We start from the raw sequence: 17,695 nt of genomic DNA, 5'->3' as shown, positions 1-17,695 counted from the left end.
GAAGCCAGTCCAAGCGCTACTAGATCCGGAAACTGCCCACCAGTTGTTTCAACCGCGCCGCCTGCCGCTCAAGATCGGAACACGCACGCAAGGTCGATTGCAGGTTTTCCACACCTTCCTGGTTCAGGGTGTTGATCTCGGTGATGTCCACGTTGATCGATTCCACCACGGCCGTCTGTTCCTCCGTGGCCGTGGCCACCGACTGGTTCATGCCGTCGATCTCGCCGATGCGCTGGGTCACGCTGTTCAGGCGTTCGCCGGCCTGGTTGGCGATTTCCACGCTCTCCTGGCTGTGGCGCTGGCTGTCGCTCATGGTCGTTACCGACGCCCGTGCGCCGACCTGTAACTCCTCGATCATGGTCTGCACCTGTTGCGCCGATTCCTGGGTGCGATGGGCCAGGTTGCGCACCTCATCGGCCACCACGGCAAACCCGCGCCCGGCCTCACCGGCCCGGGCGGCTTCGATCGCCGCGTTGAGGGCCAGCAGGTTGGTTTGTTGGGAGATGCTGGTGATCACTTCCAGGATCTGGCCGATGTTCACGGTTTTGCTGTTCAGCGACTCAATGTTGTTGCTGGACGTGCTCAGCAGGTCGGACAGTCGACTCATCGCGGCAATGCTGCGTTCCACCACCTGCTGGCCGTCTTGCGCCAGACCACGGGCATCGCTGGCCTGATGGGAGGCCTGGGCGGCATTGCGGGCGATCTCCTGGGCCGCTGCGCCCAATTGGTTGATGGCGGCGGCGACGCTGTTGGTCCGGCTGGACTGTTCGTCGGAATTGACCATCGACGAATTCGACGCGCTCACCACGCGCAAGGCGACTTCGTTGACGTGCTCGGTGGCGGAGGACACTTCGCGGATCGACCCGTGGATCCGCTCCACGAAGCGGTTGAACGCGGTGCCCAGGATGCCGAATTCGTCCTGGTTCTGGATCGTCAGGCGCTTGGTCAGGTCGCCCTCGCCGTCGGCGATGTCCTCCATGGCCCGGGTCATGACATGCAAGGGTTGGATCAGAAGACGGATCAGCATGCTCAGCAGCGCAATGATGAAGACCACGGCAATGATGGTGGCGATCACCGCCGAGGTGCGGAAATTGCTGAGCATCGAGTAGGCCTGGTCCTTGTCGACCGACACGCCGACGTACCAGTTCACCGAGGGCAGGCCCTTGATCGGCGTGAAGGTAACGATGCGTGTATGGCCGTTGACCTCGACTTCGCTGATCTGGTCGCTGATCTTCGGCGTGTTTTGTGGATAGGCGTCGTTCAGGGTCTTCATGACCAGGGCTTTATCGGGGTGCACCAGGATCTTGCCGTCGGCGCTGACCAGGTAGGCGTAGCCCATGCCGTCGAAATCCACGGTCTTGAGGTTGTCGATGATGGTCTGCAGGCTCAGGTCGCCGCCCACCACGCCGACACTTTGCCCGCCGTTCCTGGACGCGCTGGCGATGGAGATGATCAGCCCACCGCTGGCGGCATCGATGTAGGGTTCGGTCAGGGTCGCGGTGCCGCTGCTTTCGGCGCCTTTGTACCAAGGGCGTACCCGCGGATCGAAGCCGTCAGGCATCTTCGCGTCGGGGCGTATGGTGAAGCTGCCCTTGGCATCACCCAGGTAGGACGCCATGAAGGTTGCGGTCAGCGCTTTCTGTTCCAGCAGGCGGGTGACGCTGGCCTGGTCTGGCGTGGCGGCGATGTTCTGGGCCAGGTTTTCGATCAGCAGGATGCGGCCGCTCAGCCAGGTCTGGATGTTGCTCGCCGTGACGTCGCTCATTTCATGCAAGTAGCTGTCGAGGTCGTCACGAATGGCGTTGCGTTGCAGGTAATCGTTGTAGGCGGTGAATGAAGCGAAGGCCGCCATGACGATCAGTGCGGCGGCAATCAGGATTTTGTGGCTGAAACGCAGGTTTTTTTTCATGGCTCGGGGTTCCGCGGAGTCTTATAGCTCTGGGCGTGCTTTTATATGAAAAGTTCGAAAAAAGGCGCCGTATTGAAAGTTCTGATATTTCCTTCTCTCCCTGGGGAATTATCCGACCGTGTTTTCAGTGAGGTCTGTCGCTTCCTATATCGACCATACTTGATCAAAAATTAATCACAGGTGACCAGATGACTGACTCACTGCAACTCGTTATCGGGGCCGACCTCGCCGGCCAACCTATTGGCCAGGCCATGCGCCTGGCAAACCGCCATGGCCTGGTGGCAGGCGCCACCGGCACCGGCAAGACCGTCACCTTGCAGCGCCTGGCCGAAGCCTTCAGCGATGCCGGCGTGGCGGTATTCGCGGCGGACATCAAGGGCGACCTGTGCGGGCTTGGCGCCGCCGGCAACCCCCAGGGCAAAGTCGCTGAGCGCATTGCCGGTATGCCCTGGCTCGAGCATAAGCCCCGGGCTTATCCGGTGACCCTGTGGGACGTTCATGGCCAGTCCGGTCATCCGCTGCGCACGACCTTGAGCGAAATGGGGCCGTTGCTGCTCGGCAGCCTGCTGGAGCTGACCGATAGCCAGCAGGCGGCGTTGTACGCGGCGTTCAAGGTGGCGGATCGCGAAGGCCTGTTATTGCTGGACCTCAAGGACCTGAAGGCGCTGCTCAATCACCTCAAGGACAACCCGGCGTTGCTGGGGGACGATGCGGCCCTGATGACCACCGGCTCCAGCCAGGCGTTGCTGCGGCGCCTGTCCACCCTGGAACAGCAGGGTGCCGACGCATTGTTTGGCGAACCGGCCTTGCAGCTTGAAGACATCCTGCAACCGGACGGTGACGGTCGTGGTCGCATTCATTTGCTGGACGCCAGTCGTCTGGTCCACGAGGCGCCCAAGGTCTACGCGACGTTCCTGCTGTGGCTGCTGGCCGAGCTGTTCGAGCAATTGCCCGAGCGCGGCGATGCGGACAAGCCGCTGCTGGCGCTGTTCTTCGATGAGGCGCATCTGCTGTTCGCCGGTACGCCGAAGGCATTGCAGGAGCGGTTGGAGCAGGTGGTGCGGCTGATCCGTTCCAAGGGCGTCGGGGTGTATTTCGTCACCCAGTCGCCGGGCGACTTGCCGGACGATGTCCTGGCGCAGCTGGGATTGCGCATCCAGCATGGCCTGCGGGCCTTTACCGCCAAGGAGCAGAAGTCCTTGCGGGCGGTGGCGGATGGCTTCCGGCCGAACCCGCAGTTCGATGCCCTGGCGGTGCTTACCGAACTGGGTATCGGCGAGGCCCTGGTGGGCACCTTGCAGGAAAAAGGCACGCCGGAAATGGTCCAGCGTGTACTGGTAGCGCCGCCGCAGTCACGCATCGGGCCGCTGACCGAGGCCGAGCGCGCCGGCTTGATCGCCCGTTCGCCATTGCAAGGCCGCTACGACAAACCCATTGATCGCGAATCGGCCTATGAAGTGCTTATGGGGCGCAAGGGCCTGGAACCTCAGACCGAGGTGGCGCCGGGCAAACCGGCGGCCGAGGAGCCCAGCTTCACCGACAAGGCCGGGGAGTTTCTCGGCACGGCGGCGGGCCAGGCATTGAAATCGGCAATGCGCCAGGCAGCCAATCAACTGGGGCGGCAGTTGGTGCGCGGGTTGATGGGGTCGTTGCTGGGGGGGAGCAAGCGGCGGTAACTCGGAAACCGAGTTGCCTTCATCGCGAGCAGGCTCGCTCCCACAAGGGATTGCATGGGGTTCAATGTGGGAGCGAGCCTGCTCGCGATAGCGGTCTGGCGGGCAACGAAAATCTCAGGGCTTGGCCCTGGCATGCGCCGCCAACCGCTCCAGCGCCGCCCGCAGGCTCGGGTCGCTGATGCTGTCCGCGGTGGCCTGGATGGTTTCGGCCGCATCGGTGGACAGGTCCAGGGTATGCCCCTTGGCCCCGGCCTGCACGGTGGGCGGCTGCACCTTGAAGAGGATGCGCGTCAGGCTGGCAAACTCCTCGAACACCTGCAATTGACGCAGCAGGCGTTTCTGCTGATAGCGCAGGCGCGTGGCCCAATGGCCGTCCGTGACGATCAACAGCAAACTGCCTTCGCGCCAGGACGCCACGTGGCAGTGTTCGCGCGCGGCGGGCTGCAACTGGCTGTCCAGCAGGCGTTGCAGATGGCCCAGGCGCCTGGCGTGGCCGAAGATCGCTTTCAGCGGTTTGGCTTCGCGCAACAGAACCGCAGGAGCCTTGGCTGGGAGAGGGCGGAAGGCCATGAACGAATACCGCGAGTGACAGAGGCGCCATGGTAGCAGAAAGCGCCGGGTACGCCTCGACGCTACCGGCCAATGGCGGTTTACTCACACAAACAGTAGGAACTTATGGGCTTTGTGGGTTGAACTTCGCGTAAAAGCCCTTATTTTAGGAGGGCCCCGTCACAGCGCTGTGCCAGCATCGTGGAATAACGCCACTTTCCTCACCATCGTTTCCGGGTAGAATGCTCGTTCGCATGCGGCCATGAGGGCTGCACGGGCGACTCACGGGGCCGCCCTCCATCCCTTTAGTGTGGAAGATCCTGCCGATATGTTTGCGCCTTTGTTAAAGAAACTCTTTGGAAGCAAGAACGAGCGTGAAGTCAAGCGCATGCTCAAGACGGTACAGATCGTCAATGCCTTCGAAGAGCAAATGGTGGCCCTTTCGGACGATCAGTTACGCGCCAAGACTGCCGAATTCAAGGACCGCATCGCCAAGGGGGAAACCCTCGACCAGCTCCTGCCCGAAGCCTTTGCGGTAGCCCGCGAAGCCGGCAAGCGGGTCATGGGCATGCGCCACTTCGACGTCCAGTTGATCGGCGGCATGACCTTGCACGAAGGCAAGATTGCCGAAATGCGCACTGGCGAGGGTAAAACTCTCGTGGCGACCCTGGGCGTCTACCTCAACGCGCTGTCCGGCAAGGGCGTGCACGTGGTGACGGTCAACGACTACCTGGCCCGCCGCGACGCCAACTGGATGCGCCCGCTCTACGAATTCCTCGGCCTGACCGTCGGCGTGGTCACGCCGTTCCAGCCGCCTGAAGAGAAGCGTGCCGCCTACGCCGCCGACATCACCTACGGCACCAACAACGAATTCGGTTTCGACTACCTGCGCGACAACATGGCGTTCAGCCTGGAAGAAAAATTCCAGCGTGAACTCAATTTCGCGGTCATCGACGAAGTCGACTCCATCCTCATCGACGAAGCCCGTACCCCGCTGATCATTTCCGGTCAGGCCGAGGACAGCTCCAAGCTGTACATGGAGATCAACAAACTGATCCCGCAGCTCAAGCTGCACGTCGAGGAAGTCGAAGGCGAAGTGACCCAGGCGGGGCACTTCACGGTTGACGAGAAGACCCGCCAGGTCGAACTCAACGAAGCCGGCCATCAATACATCGAGGAAATGCTGACCCGCGTCGGCCTGCTGGCTGAAGGCGAAAGCCTGTATTCGGCCCATAACCTGGGCCTGCTGACCCACGTCTATGCCGGCCTGCGTGCCCACAAGCTGTTCCATCGCAACGTCGAATACATCGTGCAGGACGGCCAGGTCGTACTGGTCGACGAGCACACCGGTCGTACCATGCCGGGCCGTCGCCTCTCCGAAGGCCTGCACCAGGCCATCGAAGCCAAGGAAGGCCTGAACATCCAGGCCGAGAGCCAGACCCTGGCCTCGACCACCTTCCAGAACTATTTCCGCCTGTACAACAAGCTGTCCGGCATGACCGGCACCGCCGACACCGAAGCGTTCGAATTCCACCAGATCTACGGCCTGCAAGTGGTGGTGATCCCGACGAACAAGCCGCTGGCGCGCAAAGACTACAACGACCTGGTGTTCCTGACCGCCGAAGAGAAATACGCGGCGATCATCAACGACATCAAGGACGGCATGGCCCAGGGTCGTCCGATCCTGGTGGGTACCGCCACCATCGAGACCTCCGAGCACATGTCCGCATTGCTCAACAAGGAAGGCATCGAGCACAAGGTCCTCAACGCCAAGTTCCACGAGAAGGAAGCCGAGATCATCGCCCAGGCCGGTCGCCCGGGTGCGCTGACCATCGCCACCAACATGGCCGGTCGTGGTACCGACATCCTGCTGGGCGGCAACTGGGAAGTGGAAGTCGCCTCCCTGGAGAGCCCGACGCCCGAACAGATCGCGCAGATCAAGGCCGACTGGCAGAAGCGTCACCAACAGGTGCTCGAGTCCGGTGGCTTGCAGGTGATCGCTTCCGAGCGTCACGAATCGCGCCGTATCGACAACCAGTTGCGTGGCCGTGCCGGTCGTCAGGGTGACGCCGGTTCCAGCCGCTTCTACCTGTCCCTGGAAGACAGTCTGATGCGTATCTTTGCCTCTGACCGGGTGAAGAACTTCATGAAGGCCCTGGGCATGCAGCCTGGCGAAGCGATCGAGCACCGCATGGTGACGAACGCCATCGAGAAGGCCCAGCGCAAGGTCGAAGGGCGCAACTTCGATATCCGCAAGCAATTGCTCGAGTTCGACGACGTCAACAACGAACAGCGTAAAGTGATCTATCACATGCGTAACAGTTTGTTGGCCGCCGACAACATCGGTGACACCATCGCCGACTTCCGCCAGGAAGTGCTCGACGCGACCGTCAGCGCTCACCTTCCGCCGCAATCGTTGCCGGAGCAGTGGGACATCGCCGGCCTGGAAGCTGCCTTGCGCAGTGACTTTGGCGTGTCGTTGCCGATCCAGCAGTGGCTCGACGAAGACGATCACCTGTACGAAGAAACCCTGCGCGAGAAGCTGCTGGCCGAACTGATCGCCGCGTACAACGAGAAAGAAGACCAGGCCGGCGCTGAAGCGCTGCGCTCCTTCGAGAAGCAGATCGTATTGCGGGTGCTGGACGACCTGTGGAAAGACCACCTGTCGACCATGGACCACCTGCGCCACGGCATCCATCTGCGCGGTTATGCCCAGAAGAACCCGAAGCAGGAATACAAGCGCGAATCCTTCACGCTGTTCTCCGAGCTGCTGGATTCGATCAAGCGCGACTCGATCCGCGTGCTGTCCCACGTCCAGGTTCGCCGCGAAGACCCGGCCGAAGAGGAAGCCCGGCTGCGTCAGGAAGCCGAGGCCCTGGCCGCGCGCATGCAGTTCGAGCACGCCGAAGCCCCAGGCCTGGAAATGTCCCAGGCCCAGGAAGAGGGTGTCGATGTGGACGTCGCCCTGGCGACCGCGCCGGTACGCAACGAGCAGAAGCTGGGCCGTAACGAGCTGTGCTATTGCGGTTCGGGCAAGAAATACAAGCATTGCCACGGGCAGATCCAGTAACGCCCGTTTCAAGCGCTGAACGACCCGCGCCGCGACAGGCCAGCTCTGTCGCGGCGTTTTGCCATTTGATTCAGACATACATTTATTGAGGAGCGCATTCATGGCTGTTGGTCTTGGTCCGTTGCCAACGTTGCACCCGGTTGCCGGTTTTGAACTCGGTATCGCCTCGGCGGGCATCAAGCGCCCTGGGCGCAAGGATGTGGTGGTCATGCGTTGCGCCGAAGGCTCGACGGTGGCTGGCGTGTTTACCCTCAATGCCTTTTGCGCGGCACCGGTCATCCTCGCCAAGCAACGTGTCCAGGGGCCGGTGCGCTACCTGCTGACCAATACCGGCAATGCCAACGCCGGCACTGGTGCGCCGGGCCTGGCCGCTGCCGAGCGCACCTGCGCCAGACTGGCCGAATTGACCGGTGTCGATGCCGCCCAGGTGCTGCCGTACTCCACCGGTGTGATTGGTGAACCGCTGCCGGTCGAGAAGATCGAAGGTGCGCTGCAGGCCGCCCTCGATGATCTGTCGGAAAACAACTGGGCCGCTGCCGCCACCGGCATCATGACCACCGACACCCTGCCCAAGGGCGCGAGCCGTCAGTTCCAGCACGACGGGGTGACGATCACCGTCACCGGCATCAGTAAGGGCGCCGGCATGATCCGTCCGAACATGGCGACCATGCTCGGCTACATCGCGACCGACGCCAAAGTCTCCCGCCAGGTGCTGCAGGACCTGATGCTCGACGGCGCCAACAAGTCGTTCAACCGCATCACCATCGATGGCGATACGTCGACCAACGACTGCTGCATGCTGATCGCCACCGGCAAGGCCAACCTGCCGGAGATCAGCGAAGCCAGCGGCCCGCTGTTCGCCGCCCTGAAGCAGGCGGTGTTCGAAGTGTGCATGGAAGTGGCCCAGGCCATCGTCCGTGACGGCGAAGGTGCGACCAAGTTCGTGACCGTGCAGGTCAACGGCGGTGGCAATCATCAGGAATGCCTGGATGTCGGCTACACCGTGGCGCACTCGCCGCTGATCAAGACCGCGCTGTTCGCCTCGGACCCGAACTGGGGCCGGATCCTCGCCGCCGTCGGCCGTGCCGGCGTACCGGACCTGGACGTAAGCAGGATCGACGTGTTCCTCGGCGAAGTCTGCATCGCAAGCCAAGGCGCCCGCGCCGCGACCTACACCGAAGCCCAGGGGGCGGCGGTGATGCAGCAGGAAGAGATCACCATCCGTATCGAACTGGGGCGTGGTGATTGCAGCGAGACGATCTGGACCACCGACCTGTCCCATGAGTATGTGAAGATCAACGCTGAGTACCGGACTTAACAAGGCTTGGGACCGAATCGCGCCTATCGCGAGCAGGCTCGCTCCCACAGGGGATTTGTGCTGGAAACAGGCTTATGCCAGCCTGCAGATTTCCTTGTGGGAGCGAGCTTGCTCGCGATGGCGTCGGAACAGACCTGCAATATTTCTGAATAGCCACAAGAAAGGATTCCAGACATGAGCCTGCACCTGATCATCGGCGACAAACGAGTTTCTTCCTGGTCCCTGCGCGCTGCTTTGGCCCTGGACCTGACCGGTGCGAAGTACACCGAAGAGCTGGTCAGGCTGTTTCAACCCGATACCCGGGAGAAACTGCTCAAGTATTCAGCCACCGCCAAGGTCCCGCTGCTCCAGACCGAAACAGGTGTCATCGCCGACTCCCTGGCGATTGCCGAATACCTGGCCGAACAGTTTCCCGACGCCGGCCTCTGGCCCAGGGATGTGGCAGCCCGGGCCCAGGCGCGTTCGGCTTGTGCGCAGATGCACAGTGGCTTCTTCGCGATCCGCAGCAACATGCCGTTTGACGTGGCCCACGACGCGCCGTTGTCGCCCGTGCCGGCTGATGTCCAGGCGGAAATCGAGCGGATGCTGGCCCTGTGGGCTGAGTGCCGTGCCGTGGCGACCGAAGCCGGCCCGTACCTGTTTGGCACCTTGAGCCTGGCGGATGCGTTTTTCGCGCCGGTTGCCGTGCGCCTGCGTACCTATCAGGTGGAACTGCCGGAGGTCGATGCGGCCTATGTTGAAACCCTTTACCAATGGCCGGCGTTCAAGGCGTGGCAACAGGCCGGCCTGGAGGAAACAGCGCGGTGAAACGAGTACACGTAGCGGCGGCGGTCATTCGCGACGCCGCCGGCAAGATCCTGATCGCCCGGCGTGCCGACACCCAGCACCAGGGTGGGCTTTGGGAGTTCCCCGGCGGTAAGGTCGAGGCGCACGAGTCCGTCGAGACGGCCCTGGCCCGGGAGCTTCATGAGGAACTGGGGATTGTGGTCGAGGCTGCCCGGCCGTTGATCAAGGTGCGCCACGATTATCCGGACAAGCAGGTTCTGCTGGATGTCTGGGAAGTCTCGGCGTTCTCCGGTGAACCCCATGGCGCCGAAGGGCAACCACTGGCCTGGGTGACGGCCCGCGATCTGACGAATTACGAGTTCCCGGCGGCCAACCAGCCGATTGTCGCGGCGGCGCGTTTGCCCGGCGACTACCTGATCACCCCGGAAGGCCTTGAAACCCCGGCTCTGTTGCGGGGCATGCAGAAAGCCATTGCCGGCGGAATCAAGCTGGTCCAGTTACGGGCGCCCAATGGCTACGATCCGCAATACCGCGATCTGGCGGTGGATGCGGTGGGATTGTGTGCCGGCAAGGCCCAGTTGATGCTCAAGGGGCCTTTCGAGTGGCTGGGGGACTTTCCTTCCGCCGGTTGGCACGTCACTGCCGCGCAACTGCGCAAGCATGCGGCGGCCGGTCGACCGTTCGGCAAGGACCGCTGGCTGGCGGCTTCCTGCCACAACGCCGAGGAACTGTCCCTGGCGCAGCAGATGGATGTGGACTTCGTGACGCTCTCGCCAGTGCAACCAACCCAGACCCATCCTGAGGCCCAGCCCTTGGGTTGGGCAGAGGCTGCGCGGCTGATCGAGGGCTTCAACCGACCGGTCTATCTGTTGGGTGGGGTGGGGCCTGCCGAACGGCAGAAGGCTTGGGAGGCTGGAGCGCAGGGTGTGGCGGGGATTCGGGCGTTTTGGCCTGAGGCTTGATTCTGTGGTGTAACCACTGGCGCCATCACGAGCAGGCTCGCTCCCACACTTGATCACGGTGTATCTGAAAGAATGCGATCCCCTGTGGGAGCGAGCCTGCTCGCGATGGCGTCCTTACGGACGACGGATCACTCCCCAGGTTTCGCCGCCGCCACCCAAAGCACCTCCGCCACCCCCTGCCGCCGGGCAATCACCCGCGCCGCCACGAACAACAGATCCGACAGCCGATTGATATAGGCCAACCCCGGCCCGGCCAGCGGTTCCACTGCGTTCAACTGCTGGCAACGGCGCTCGGCGCCACGGGCCAGGCTGCGGCAGACGTGGGCCAGGGCCACCAGGGTCGAGCCACCGGGCAGGATGAAGTTTTCCAGCGGCCCCAGTTCCTCGTTCCACCGATCGATGGCCGCTTCCAGTCGCTCGACTTCCGCCGTGGTCAGCGCCTGGTAGGCCGGCATCGCCAGTTCGCCACCGAGGTCGAACAATCGATGCTGACACGGCGCCAACACCTCGATGATCTCCCGCAGTGCCGGGTAGCGGCTCGCCTCATCGGCAAGCCCCGCCAGCAACAAGCCGAGCTGGCTGTTCAGGCTATCCACTTCGCCGATGGCCTCGACCCGTGGGTGGTCCTTCGCCACACGACGACCGTCGCCCAACCCGGTTTCACCTTTGTCGCCGGTGCGGGTGTAAATCTTCGACAGGCGAAAACCCATGTTCAGCGCTCCAGTTGCTTGTTTTCTTGAGGCATCATCGAAATGCCCGCCAGGGGCAGGCGCAAGGTGAAGCAGGTGCCTTGGCCCGGCGCCGACTGCACTTCCATCTGGCCCTTGTGGTTGTTGGTGATGATGAAATACGACACCGACAGCCCCAGGCCCGTGCCCTGGCCGATTTCCTTGGTGGTGAAAAAGGGTTCGAAGGTGCGTTTGCGCACGTTTTCGCTCATGCCAATGCCGTTGTCCTCGACCTGGATTTCCGCCCAGGGCGGGTTCAGCCGCGTGCGCAGGATAATGCGCCCGGGCTCGCTGTCGTCCTGGCGTTGGTGGATGGCCTGGGCGGCGTTCTTCAACAGGTTGAGCAGCACCTGCTCCAATTCGTTGGCGGTGCCGGGCACCGGGCCCAGGTTCGGGTCGAACTGACGGATGATCGCCTGACCCTTGAAGTCGAAACCGATCGCCAGGTCGAAGTCGTTGCCGGCGATTTCCACCGCCTGGTCGATCAGGGCCGGCAGGTCGCAGGGGGCCATCTGCCGGGTGCTGCGCCGGCTGAAACTGAGCATGTGGGTGACGATTTTCGCCGCCCGGGCACCGGCCTGCTGGATGCCATCGAGCAACTGCGGGATGTCCCGGCCCTGGAGGTACTGATTGACCACCTGCAGCTCGATGCCCAGTTGCTCGGCCTGTTCGAGGTTCTTGGGCAGTTCCGGTGACAGGCGTCGACGGATGTTCTGCACGTTGTGCAGGATCGCCCCCAGCGGGTTGTTGATCTCATGGGCCATGCCCGCCGCGAGGCCGCCGACCGAGAGCATTTTTTCCGATTGCACCATCATTTCTTCCAGCGACAGGCGCTGGGTGATGTCGTCGATCCGGATCACCACCCCGCGCCCGGCGCCCCCCATCAGCGGGTAGAAGGTCAGGGCGTAGTGCCGGGCTTCGTCGTCCTTGGTCCAGGTGACGCGCTCGATCTTGGCCACCGTGTGCTGCTCGACCGTTTGCTTGAGCTGCGGCAGGTACGGCTTGAGGGGCTCGAACGCGAGGAAGATCGGCTGGTTCAGTGCTTCGTCCAGCCGGGTGCCGGAAAGGGCGCTGGCCTCCTGGTTCCACTGGGTGACATAGAGCTGTTCGTCGAGGGCGATCAGGGCCGACGGCATGGAATCGATGATGCTGTTGAGGTAGTTCTGGAAGCCGGTGAGTTTTTTCTCGATCTTGCTACGCACCTGGACTTCGAGCTCCAGCTTGCGGTTGGTATGACGGGTTTCTTCCGCCAGGCCCTGGGCCTGGTCGTAAGCAGCCTGGGAGTCGTCCCGGGCGCGCTTGAGCTGCTGCTCCCGGGCCTCGATCCGTGACAGCATGGTGTTGAAGGCTTCGGCCAGGCTGCCGATTTCGTCGTGGTTGCCCCGGGCGGCGCGCAGGGAATAGTTTTCCTCTCGGGTGACCTGCCGTGACAGCTCTTCCAACTGGTGAATCGGCCGGGTGATCAGGCGTTTGATCTGCTGGGCGATGACCAGCCACAGCAGCACGCTGAAAATCAGGATGCCGAGGCTGGCGGTCAGGGTGCCGGTGTAGAACGCCGTGGGCAATTCACTGCTGGCGACCAGCAGCAGATGGCCCGGCGCGGTGCCGGGGCGGGGCAGGGTGATGACCTGGTTGCTGCGGAATTCACCGGCCTGCCAGGCCTGCACGCTGCGGAAATGATCCGGCAGCTTGAGCTTGTCACCCTGTTGCAGCTGCGCCAGGCGCTCGCCCTCGCCGTCATACAGCGCCGCTGCCCGCAACGGGGCGTAGCTGTTGAGTTCGTCGAGCAGGCGCTTGGCGCCTTGCGGTGATTGCAGGGCATCGGAGATCAGGCTCGGGTTGGCGATCAGCCGGCCGATGGTCTGCAGGGCCTGGGGGGCCATGCTTTCCTGGGAAATGTAATAGGCGGCGCTGATAAAGGTCAGGTTGGCGACCAGCAATACAGTGGTCAACAACACCAGCAGGGCGGCCAACAGTTTCTGGCCGACCGGCAGGTTTTCAAGGCGCTGGCGCAATGGCATCAGATTCGTCGCTGAAAAGGAACACGAGGCCAGCGTAGCCGCTGCTCAGTCGCTGGGCAATCCGAGGTTGTGCAAGTGACCGATCAGCCGCTGACGCAGTTGCTCCAGATGCGGTACCGCCAGCTCGTGCCGCCGGGCGACCTTGCAGGCATGGCCGAGCAGGTAGCTGATTTCAGTGCGGCGCCTGTTGGCGACGTCCTGGTGCATCGAGGAGTAATTGGCCGCCGTGGCCTGGATCACCCGTTCGACCTCCGGCTGCAAGTCCTCAGCCGCCGCAGGCTGACCGCAGCGTTCGAGCAGGTCGGTGAGCTCCGCGCACAGGGTCGCCACTTCGCAGCGATGCTCCTGCAAGCCGCCATTCTTGCAGTGATACAGCACGGTCAGCGGGTTGATCGCGCAGTTGAGCGCCAGTTTTCGCCAGAGCCGGGTGAGGATGTCCGCGCTCCATTCGTGGGGGATGCAGGCGGCGCTCAGGTCGTCCAGCCAGAACGGCGCCACGGGGTGGGCGGGGTCGCCGAGCCAGGTGTAGCCGTGACCGGCGAACACCACGCGCCAGTCACCGTCGCGGAACGCGCCTTCGGTGCTGGAGGCGCTGATGCAACGGGCCTGGGGGACGCGGTTGGCCACTGCGTCCTGGCTGCCGAGGCCATTCTGCAGCAGGATCAGTTCCGACCCGGCGTCCAGGCGATGGGCCACCGAGGCCACCGCCGCTTCCGCGTCATAGGCCTTGCAGGCCAGCAGCAGGCGCCTGATTGGCCCGGGGCCGTCAGCGGTTTCGCCCGGTACCGGGTAGTGCTGCGGCTGGCCTTGTTCCACCAGGGTCAGGCCACCCGCGGCCTGGTAGGCCTGCAACCGGCCTTCATCACGCAGCACCAGGCGCACCGGCAGACCCGCCCGGGCCAGACGCGCCGCCCATAATGTGCCGAGGCTGCCGGCCCCCAGGACATGCCAGGTGGTGGACATCAGTTTTTCACTCGGTTTGCTGCAGGCATTTGGGGGCTCACAGTATTGGCTGGGAAAGACTCGTTATAATGAGCGCGATTTTAACCACAAGCCAAGCGCGCGCCTTTATCACTGGGGCGCCTTTTTTATTGGAGAACTCTACATGCCGTCATTCGACGTGGTATCCGAACTGGACAAGCACGAAGCCACCAACGCGGTTGAAAACGCCATCAAGGAACTCGACCGTCGTTATGACCTCAAGGGCAAGGGCAGCTTCGAGTTCAAGGAAAAGGACCTGACCGTCAACCTGACCGCCGAAGCCGAATTCCAGCTCGAGGCGATGATCGAAATCCTCAAGCTTGCGCTGGTCAAGCGCAAGATCGACGTGCAGTGCCTCGAGATCAAGGACGCCTATGCCTCGGGCAAGGTGATGAAGCAGGAAGCTGTGCTCAAGGAAGGCATCGACAAGGAACTGGCGAAGAAGATTGTCGCTCACATCAAGGACGCCAAGCTCAAGGTGCAGGCCGCCATCCAGGGCGAGCAGGTACGGGTTACCGGCAAGAAACGCGATGACTTGCAGGAAGCTATCGCGGCACTGCGCGCCAAGGAATTCGGCATGCCGCTACAGTTCAATAACTTCCGCGACTGATATCAGGTTGTTCGCATGACGGTGGCGACGGACCTGTTCCTTCGCCACGAATGGAAAAAAGGAGAGCAAGATGGACTTGAACGCTGAAGTGGACCACCTGGTCAAGGCTTCCCAGGCCTGGATTCCGATGATCATGGAATACGGCAGCCGTGTGTTGCTGGCGGTCATCACCCTGGCCATCGGCTGGTGGTTGATCAACAAGGTCACGCAGAAACTGGGTGCCTTGTTGGCCCTGCGTAACGCTGACCTGGCACTGCAAGGGTTTATCAGTACCCTCGCCAATATCATCCTCAAGGTGCTGTTGATCGTCAGCGTGGCGTCGATGATCGGTGTGGAAACCACCTCGTTCGTCGCCGCCATCGGTGCGGCGGGCCTGGCAATCGGCCTGGCGTTGCAGGGCAGCCTGGCAAACTTCGCCGGCGGCGTACTGATCCTGCTGTTCCGCCCGTTCCGCATCGGCGACTGGATCGAAGCCCAAGGCATCGCCGGTACGGTCGACAGCATCCAGATCTTCCACACCGTACTGCGTACCGGTGACAACAAGACGGTCATCGTGCCCAACGGCCCCCTGTCGAACGGCATCATCACCAACACCAATCGCCAGCCGACCCGCAAAGTGGTGTTCGATGTGGGCGTGGATTACCAGGCGGATCTGCAAAAGGCCCGGCAGGTGCTGCTGGATCTGGCGAAGGATGAGCGCGTACTGGCCGATCCGGCACCTGAAGCAGTGATTTCCACCCTGGGTGACAGTTCGATCACGGTGTCGTTGCGGGTGTGGGTCAAGACGGCGGATTACTGGAGCGTGATGTTCATGTTCAATGAACAGGCGCGGGATCGCTTGAAGGATGCGGGGATTGATATTCCGTTTCCGCAGCGGGTGATTCGGGTTGTTCAGGAAGAGACGGCGAGATAACAAACGTGGATATAACCTGTCGATTGGGTCAGGTTGTATTTAGTTAGCTTGCTATTTAGGAAGTTGCGTCAGGTCGTTTTATCGGGCGCATAAAAAAACCGCTCACCTGGATCAGGTGAGCGGTTTTTGTTTGTTGCGGGTGTAGCTATCGAATGACCACTGAGTTACAGGATATTCAGTGGGTATTCGGCGATCAGGCGGAAGTCGTTGTTGTCACCGCCAGAGTAGGCAGTGTTCGAACGATAGAATGCGCTACGCAGGCGGAAAGACAAGTCTTTTGCCGGGCCGCTTTGCAGAACGTACTTGGTTTCGAAATCGACTTCGTGTTCCTTGCCTTCCACATTGGAAGCGGTGGTGATGTTGTCACCTGTGATGTAACGAGTCATGAAACTCAGGCCTGGAACACCATAGCTCTTCATGTTCAGGTCGTAGCGAGCCTGCCAGGAACGTTCGTCTTGACCGTTGAAGTCGGAGTATTGTACGGAGTTGGCGAGGAAGATGGTCCCATTGCCGTCAATGCCGTAAACATAGCCGCTGTCGCCGGAGGAGCGCTGGTGTGCCAGAGTGAACTTGTGAGCGCCAATGGCATAGGCAGCTGCAAGAGACCAGATGCGGTTGTCAATGTCACCGCTGAGCTCCTGACCCTGGCTCTTGGTGTGATAGCCATTGAAGTCGAAGTTCAAGGACTGATCGTCACTGAGTGGCAAGGTGTAGTTGGCGTTGACGTACTGCTTCTTGAAGTTGTCTTCAACGTCGGAAGCAGCTACACCGGCTACAAAGTTGTCGGTGAACTGGTAGGTTGCGCCAGCAATGTTGGCAGACTTCAGGCCCGGCGTGTGTGGGCCATTGATGCTGTCACGGCCCATGCCAGTCTGCGAACTCAGGGCGGTGAAGCGACCTGCGGTCAGCTCCAGGCCTTTAATTTCCTTACTGGTAATCAACGTACCCGTGGCGACTTCCGGCAGCAGGCGGCTATCGTCGGTGGAGAACACTGGGCTGGTGGTGATTTGGTTGCCATATTTCAAGACAGTATCGGACAGGCGGAATTTAACCGCGCCACCTGTTTTCGATTGGGTATCCTGAGGGTGACCGTTGCTATCAGCAGCGAACAGACCGTTACCAGTGCGGCCAGGACCGCCATCGAGCTTGATGGCGCCGAATGCAAGGGCGTCAACGCCTACGCCAACGGTGCCTTGGGTAAAGCCCGATTCGTAGGTTGCACGTGCAGCAAGGCCGGACTCTTCACGATAGCTTTGGCCTTTGGCCACGGCGTTCTCGTTCTTGAAATCACGGTTCATGTACAACGCACGGGTCAGAATATTCAGGCTTTGATCTTCAAAAAAGCCCTTGGAATCGTCCTGGGAAGACGCCACTGCGAACTGCGAAACACTGGCCGAAACAGCCAGTGCGATCATGCTCCACTTCATCACGCGCATCGTGATTTGCTCCTTTGGTTTAGAAGAGTACTGCCGTCCCACCTGTTTTTTTATCTGGGCGGCTCTTTCTTTTTGTGTCGGCGCAAACTTATATCACGACGACATTAATTGGCGATACTTGCCCATCCAACCTTTCAGCTTCTTTACGACCATGTCGCCAATGGCTCGATCCATGTCGTATTGGGGCTGTTCCGACGCAATCGGGTTTCGCAACTTGAATGTTGCTTGTCTTTCTTCGGCGTCGGTATCAAGAGTCCTTTTTTACTGCACTTGAAGCTCCGTGAGGGCAACCTTGCCACTTTATTTATAGGCCAGCAGGTTTTCGTTCCGACGATTTCCCTGAAGGTGATGTCCGGGATGGATGCAACAAGTATGCACAAACCCGAATTTCATTCACATTTTTTTCACACTCTGCCGCTGGACGCGGTGAAACCTCATGAATCCGGGGGCCAAAGGCCTTGTTTTAAATAGGGTTGACTGCTGTGCCACTATCGTGTTTGAAACACGTAAACGGGCAGGGACAGCCAAAAACGTTACCGGTTCACCCTACCCAGTGAGTAAATCCCGGATGCTTCGTGCACTGAGCGTAGACGCATTGTGCGGTTTTGGTGCAAAAAAACTTCGTAAATTGCACAAGGCTCGGTGTTTCGCAGGTTCCTGGGGCTGTCGTTCCTGGATTCCGGGGTACTGGTCGCACTGTGTTGGTGCGCCTGGCTGGCGGACGTTGGACAGTCAG

At 61.4% G+C, this 17,695-nt stretch carries 13 protein-coding genes and 1 pseudogene; 7 read left to right on the top strand and 7 right to left on the bottom strand.

The genetic code is table 11. From position 1 onward, the window contains the following. Positions 1–19: 19 nt before the first annotated feature. Positions 20–784 carry a methyl-accepting chemotaxis protein gene (locus tag LOY67_RS28660; RefSeq protein ID WP_413776225.1) on the bottom strand — a complete coding sequence of 255 codons (765 nt, stop codon included), beginning with the start codon at positions 782–784 and terminating at the stop codon, positions 20–22. Positions 785–877: 93 nt separating this feature from the next. Continuing rightward, positions 878–1,852 (bottom strand): annotated as a pseudogene (locus LOY67_RS28655) (cache domain-containing protein); the annotation flags it as partial. A 245-nt stretch (positions 1,853–2,097) separates the two neighbouring features. Here LOY67_RS28655 and LOY67_RS21875 point away from each other — a divergent pair. Further along, positions 2,098–3,585 carry a DUF853 domain-containing protein gene (locus LOY67_RS21875; protein WP_265064393.1) on the top strand — a complete coding sequence of 496 codons (1,488 nt, stop codon included), beginning with the start codon at positions 2,098–2,100 and terminating at the stop codon, positions 3,583–3,585. A gap of 114 nt (positions 3,586–3,699) precedes the next feature. Here the strand turns inward: LOY67_RS21875 and LOY67_RS21870 are convergent, their stop codons facing one another. Further along, the gene (locus LOY67_RS21870; RefSeq protein WP_265064392.1) at positions 3,700–4,155 is read right to left on the bottom strand and encodes a DUF721 domain-containing protein; all 456 of its coding nucleotides are present in this window, start codon (positions 4,153–4,155) and stop codon (positions 3,700–3,702) included. 307 nt (positions 4,156–4,462) lie between these two features. Here LOY67_RS21870 and secA point away from each other — a divergent pair, with 307 nt between their 5' ends. The 4 genes from secA to LOY67_RS21850 all read left to right on the top strand — a co-directional run bounded on the left by secA (position 4,463) and on the right by LOY67_RS21850 (position 10,270). Further along, positions 4,463–7,204, top strand: a complete 2,742-nt coding sequence (gene secA, locus LOY67_RS21865) for a preprotein translocase subunit SecA (RefSeq protein ID WP_265064391.1) — start codon at positions 4,463–4,465, stop codon at positions 7,202–7,204. Positions 7,205–7,304: 100 nt separating this feature from the next. Then, positions 7,305–8,522 carry a bifunctional glutamate N-acetyltransferase/amino-acid acetyltransferase ArgJ gene (gene argJ, locus LOY67_RS21860; protein WP_265064390.1) on the top strand — a complete coding sequence of 406 codons (1,218 nt, stop codon included), beginning with the start codon at positions 7,305–7,307 and terminating at the stop codon, positions 8,520–8,522. 174 nt (positions 8,523–8,696) lie between these two features. Next, the gene (locus LOY67_RS21855) at positions 8,697–9,329 is read left to right on the top strand and encodes a glutathione S-transferase family protein (RefSeq protein ID WP_265064389.1); all 633 of its coding nucleotides are present in this window, start codon (positions 8,697–8,699) and stop codon (positions 9,327–9,329) included. Continuing rightward, on the top strand, positions 9,326–10,270 hold the full coding sequence (locus LOY67_RS21850; protein ID WP_265064388.1) for a Nudix family hydrolase: 945 nt from the start codon (positions 9,326–9,328) through the stop codon (positions 10,268–10,270). The genes LOY67_RS21855 and LOY67_RS21850 overlap by 4 nt, the downstream gene beginning before the upstream one ends. A gap of 128 nt (positions 10,271–10,398) precedes the next feature. On the opposite strand, the gene LOY67_RS21845 is transcribed toward LOY67_RS21850, so the two are convergent. From LOY67_RS21845 to LOY67_RS21835, 3 genes are read right to left on the bottom strand one after another with little or no spacing between them, the layout of a single operon-like run. Beyond that, positions 10,399–10,980 carry a cob(I)yrinic acid a,c-diamide adenosyltransferase gene (locus LOY67_RS21845; protein WP_265064387.1) on the bottom strand — a complete coding sequence of 194 codons (582 nt, stop codon included), beginning with the start codon at positions 10,978–10,980 and terminating at the stop codon, positions 10,399–10,401. Between the two features lie 2 nt (positions 10,981–10,982). Further along, entirely contained in the window at positions 10,983–13,019 is a 2,037-nt protein-coding gene (locus tag LOY67_RS21840; RefSeq protein WP_265064386.1) for an ATP-binding protein, read from the bottom strand. Between the two features lie 45 nt (positions 13,020–13,064). Further along, on the bottom strand, positions 13,065–13,982 hold the full coding sequence (locus LOY67_RS21835) for a putative 2-dehydropantoate 2-reductase (protein WP_265064385.1): 918 nt from the start codon (positions 13,980–13,982) through the stop codon (positions 13,065–13,067). Positions 13,983–14,124: 142 nt separating this feature from the next. Between LOY67_RS21835 and LOY67_RS21830 the strand changes: the two genes are divergently transcribed. Continuing rightward, a complete protein-coding gene (locus LOY67_RS21830; protein WP_024776466.1) occupies positions 14,125–14,610 on the top strand; it encodes a YajQ family cyclic di-GMP-binding protein in 486 nt (161 codons plus the stop codon). 70 nt (positions 14,611–14,680) lie between these two features. After that, entirely contained in the window at positions 14,681–15,523 is an 843-nt protein-coding gene (locus LOY67_RS21825) for a mechanosensitive ion channel family protein (RefSeq protein WP_265064384.1), read from the top strand. A gap of 164 nt (positions 15,524–15,687) precedes the next feature. On the opposite strand, the gene LOY67_RS21820 is transcribed toward LOY67_RS21825, so the two are convergent. Next, positions 15,688–16,959, bottom strand: a complete 1,272-nt coding sequence (locus tag LOY67_RS21820; protein WP_265064383.1) for an OprD family porin — start codon at positions 16,957–16,959, stop codon at positions 15,688–15,690. Positions 16,960–17,695: the final 736 nt, after the last annotated feature.

Source organism: Pseudomonas sp. B21-056, from assembly GCF_026016325.1.
In the GTDB taxonomy this organism is placed as follows: domain Bacteria; phylum Pseudomonadota; class Gammaproteobacteria; order Pseudomonadales; family Pseudomonadaceae; genus Aquipseudomonas.
The sequence above is the reverse complement of the archived record's forward strand: the minus strand, read 5'-3'. Positions and strand labels throughout refer to the sequence as shown.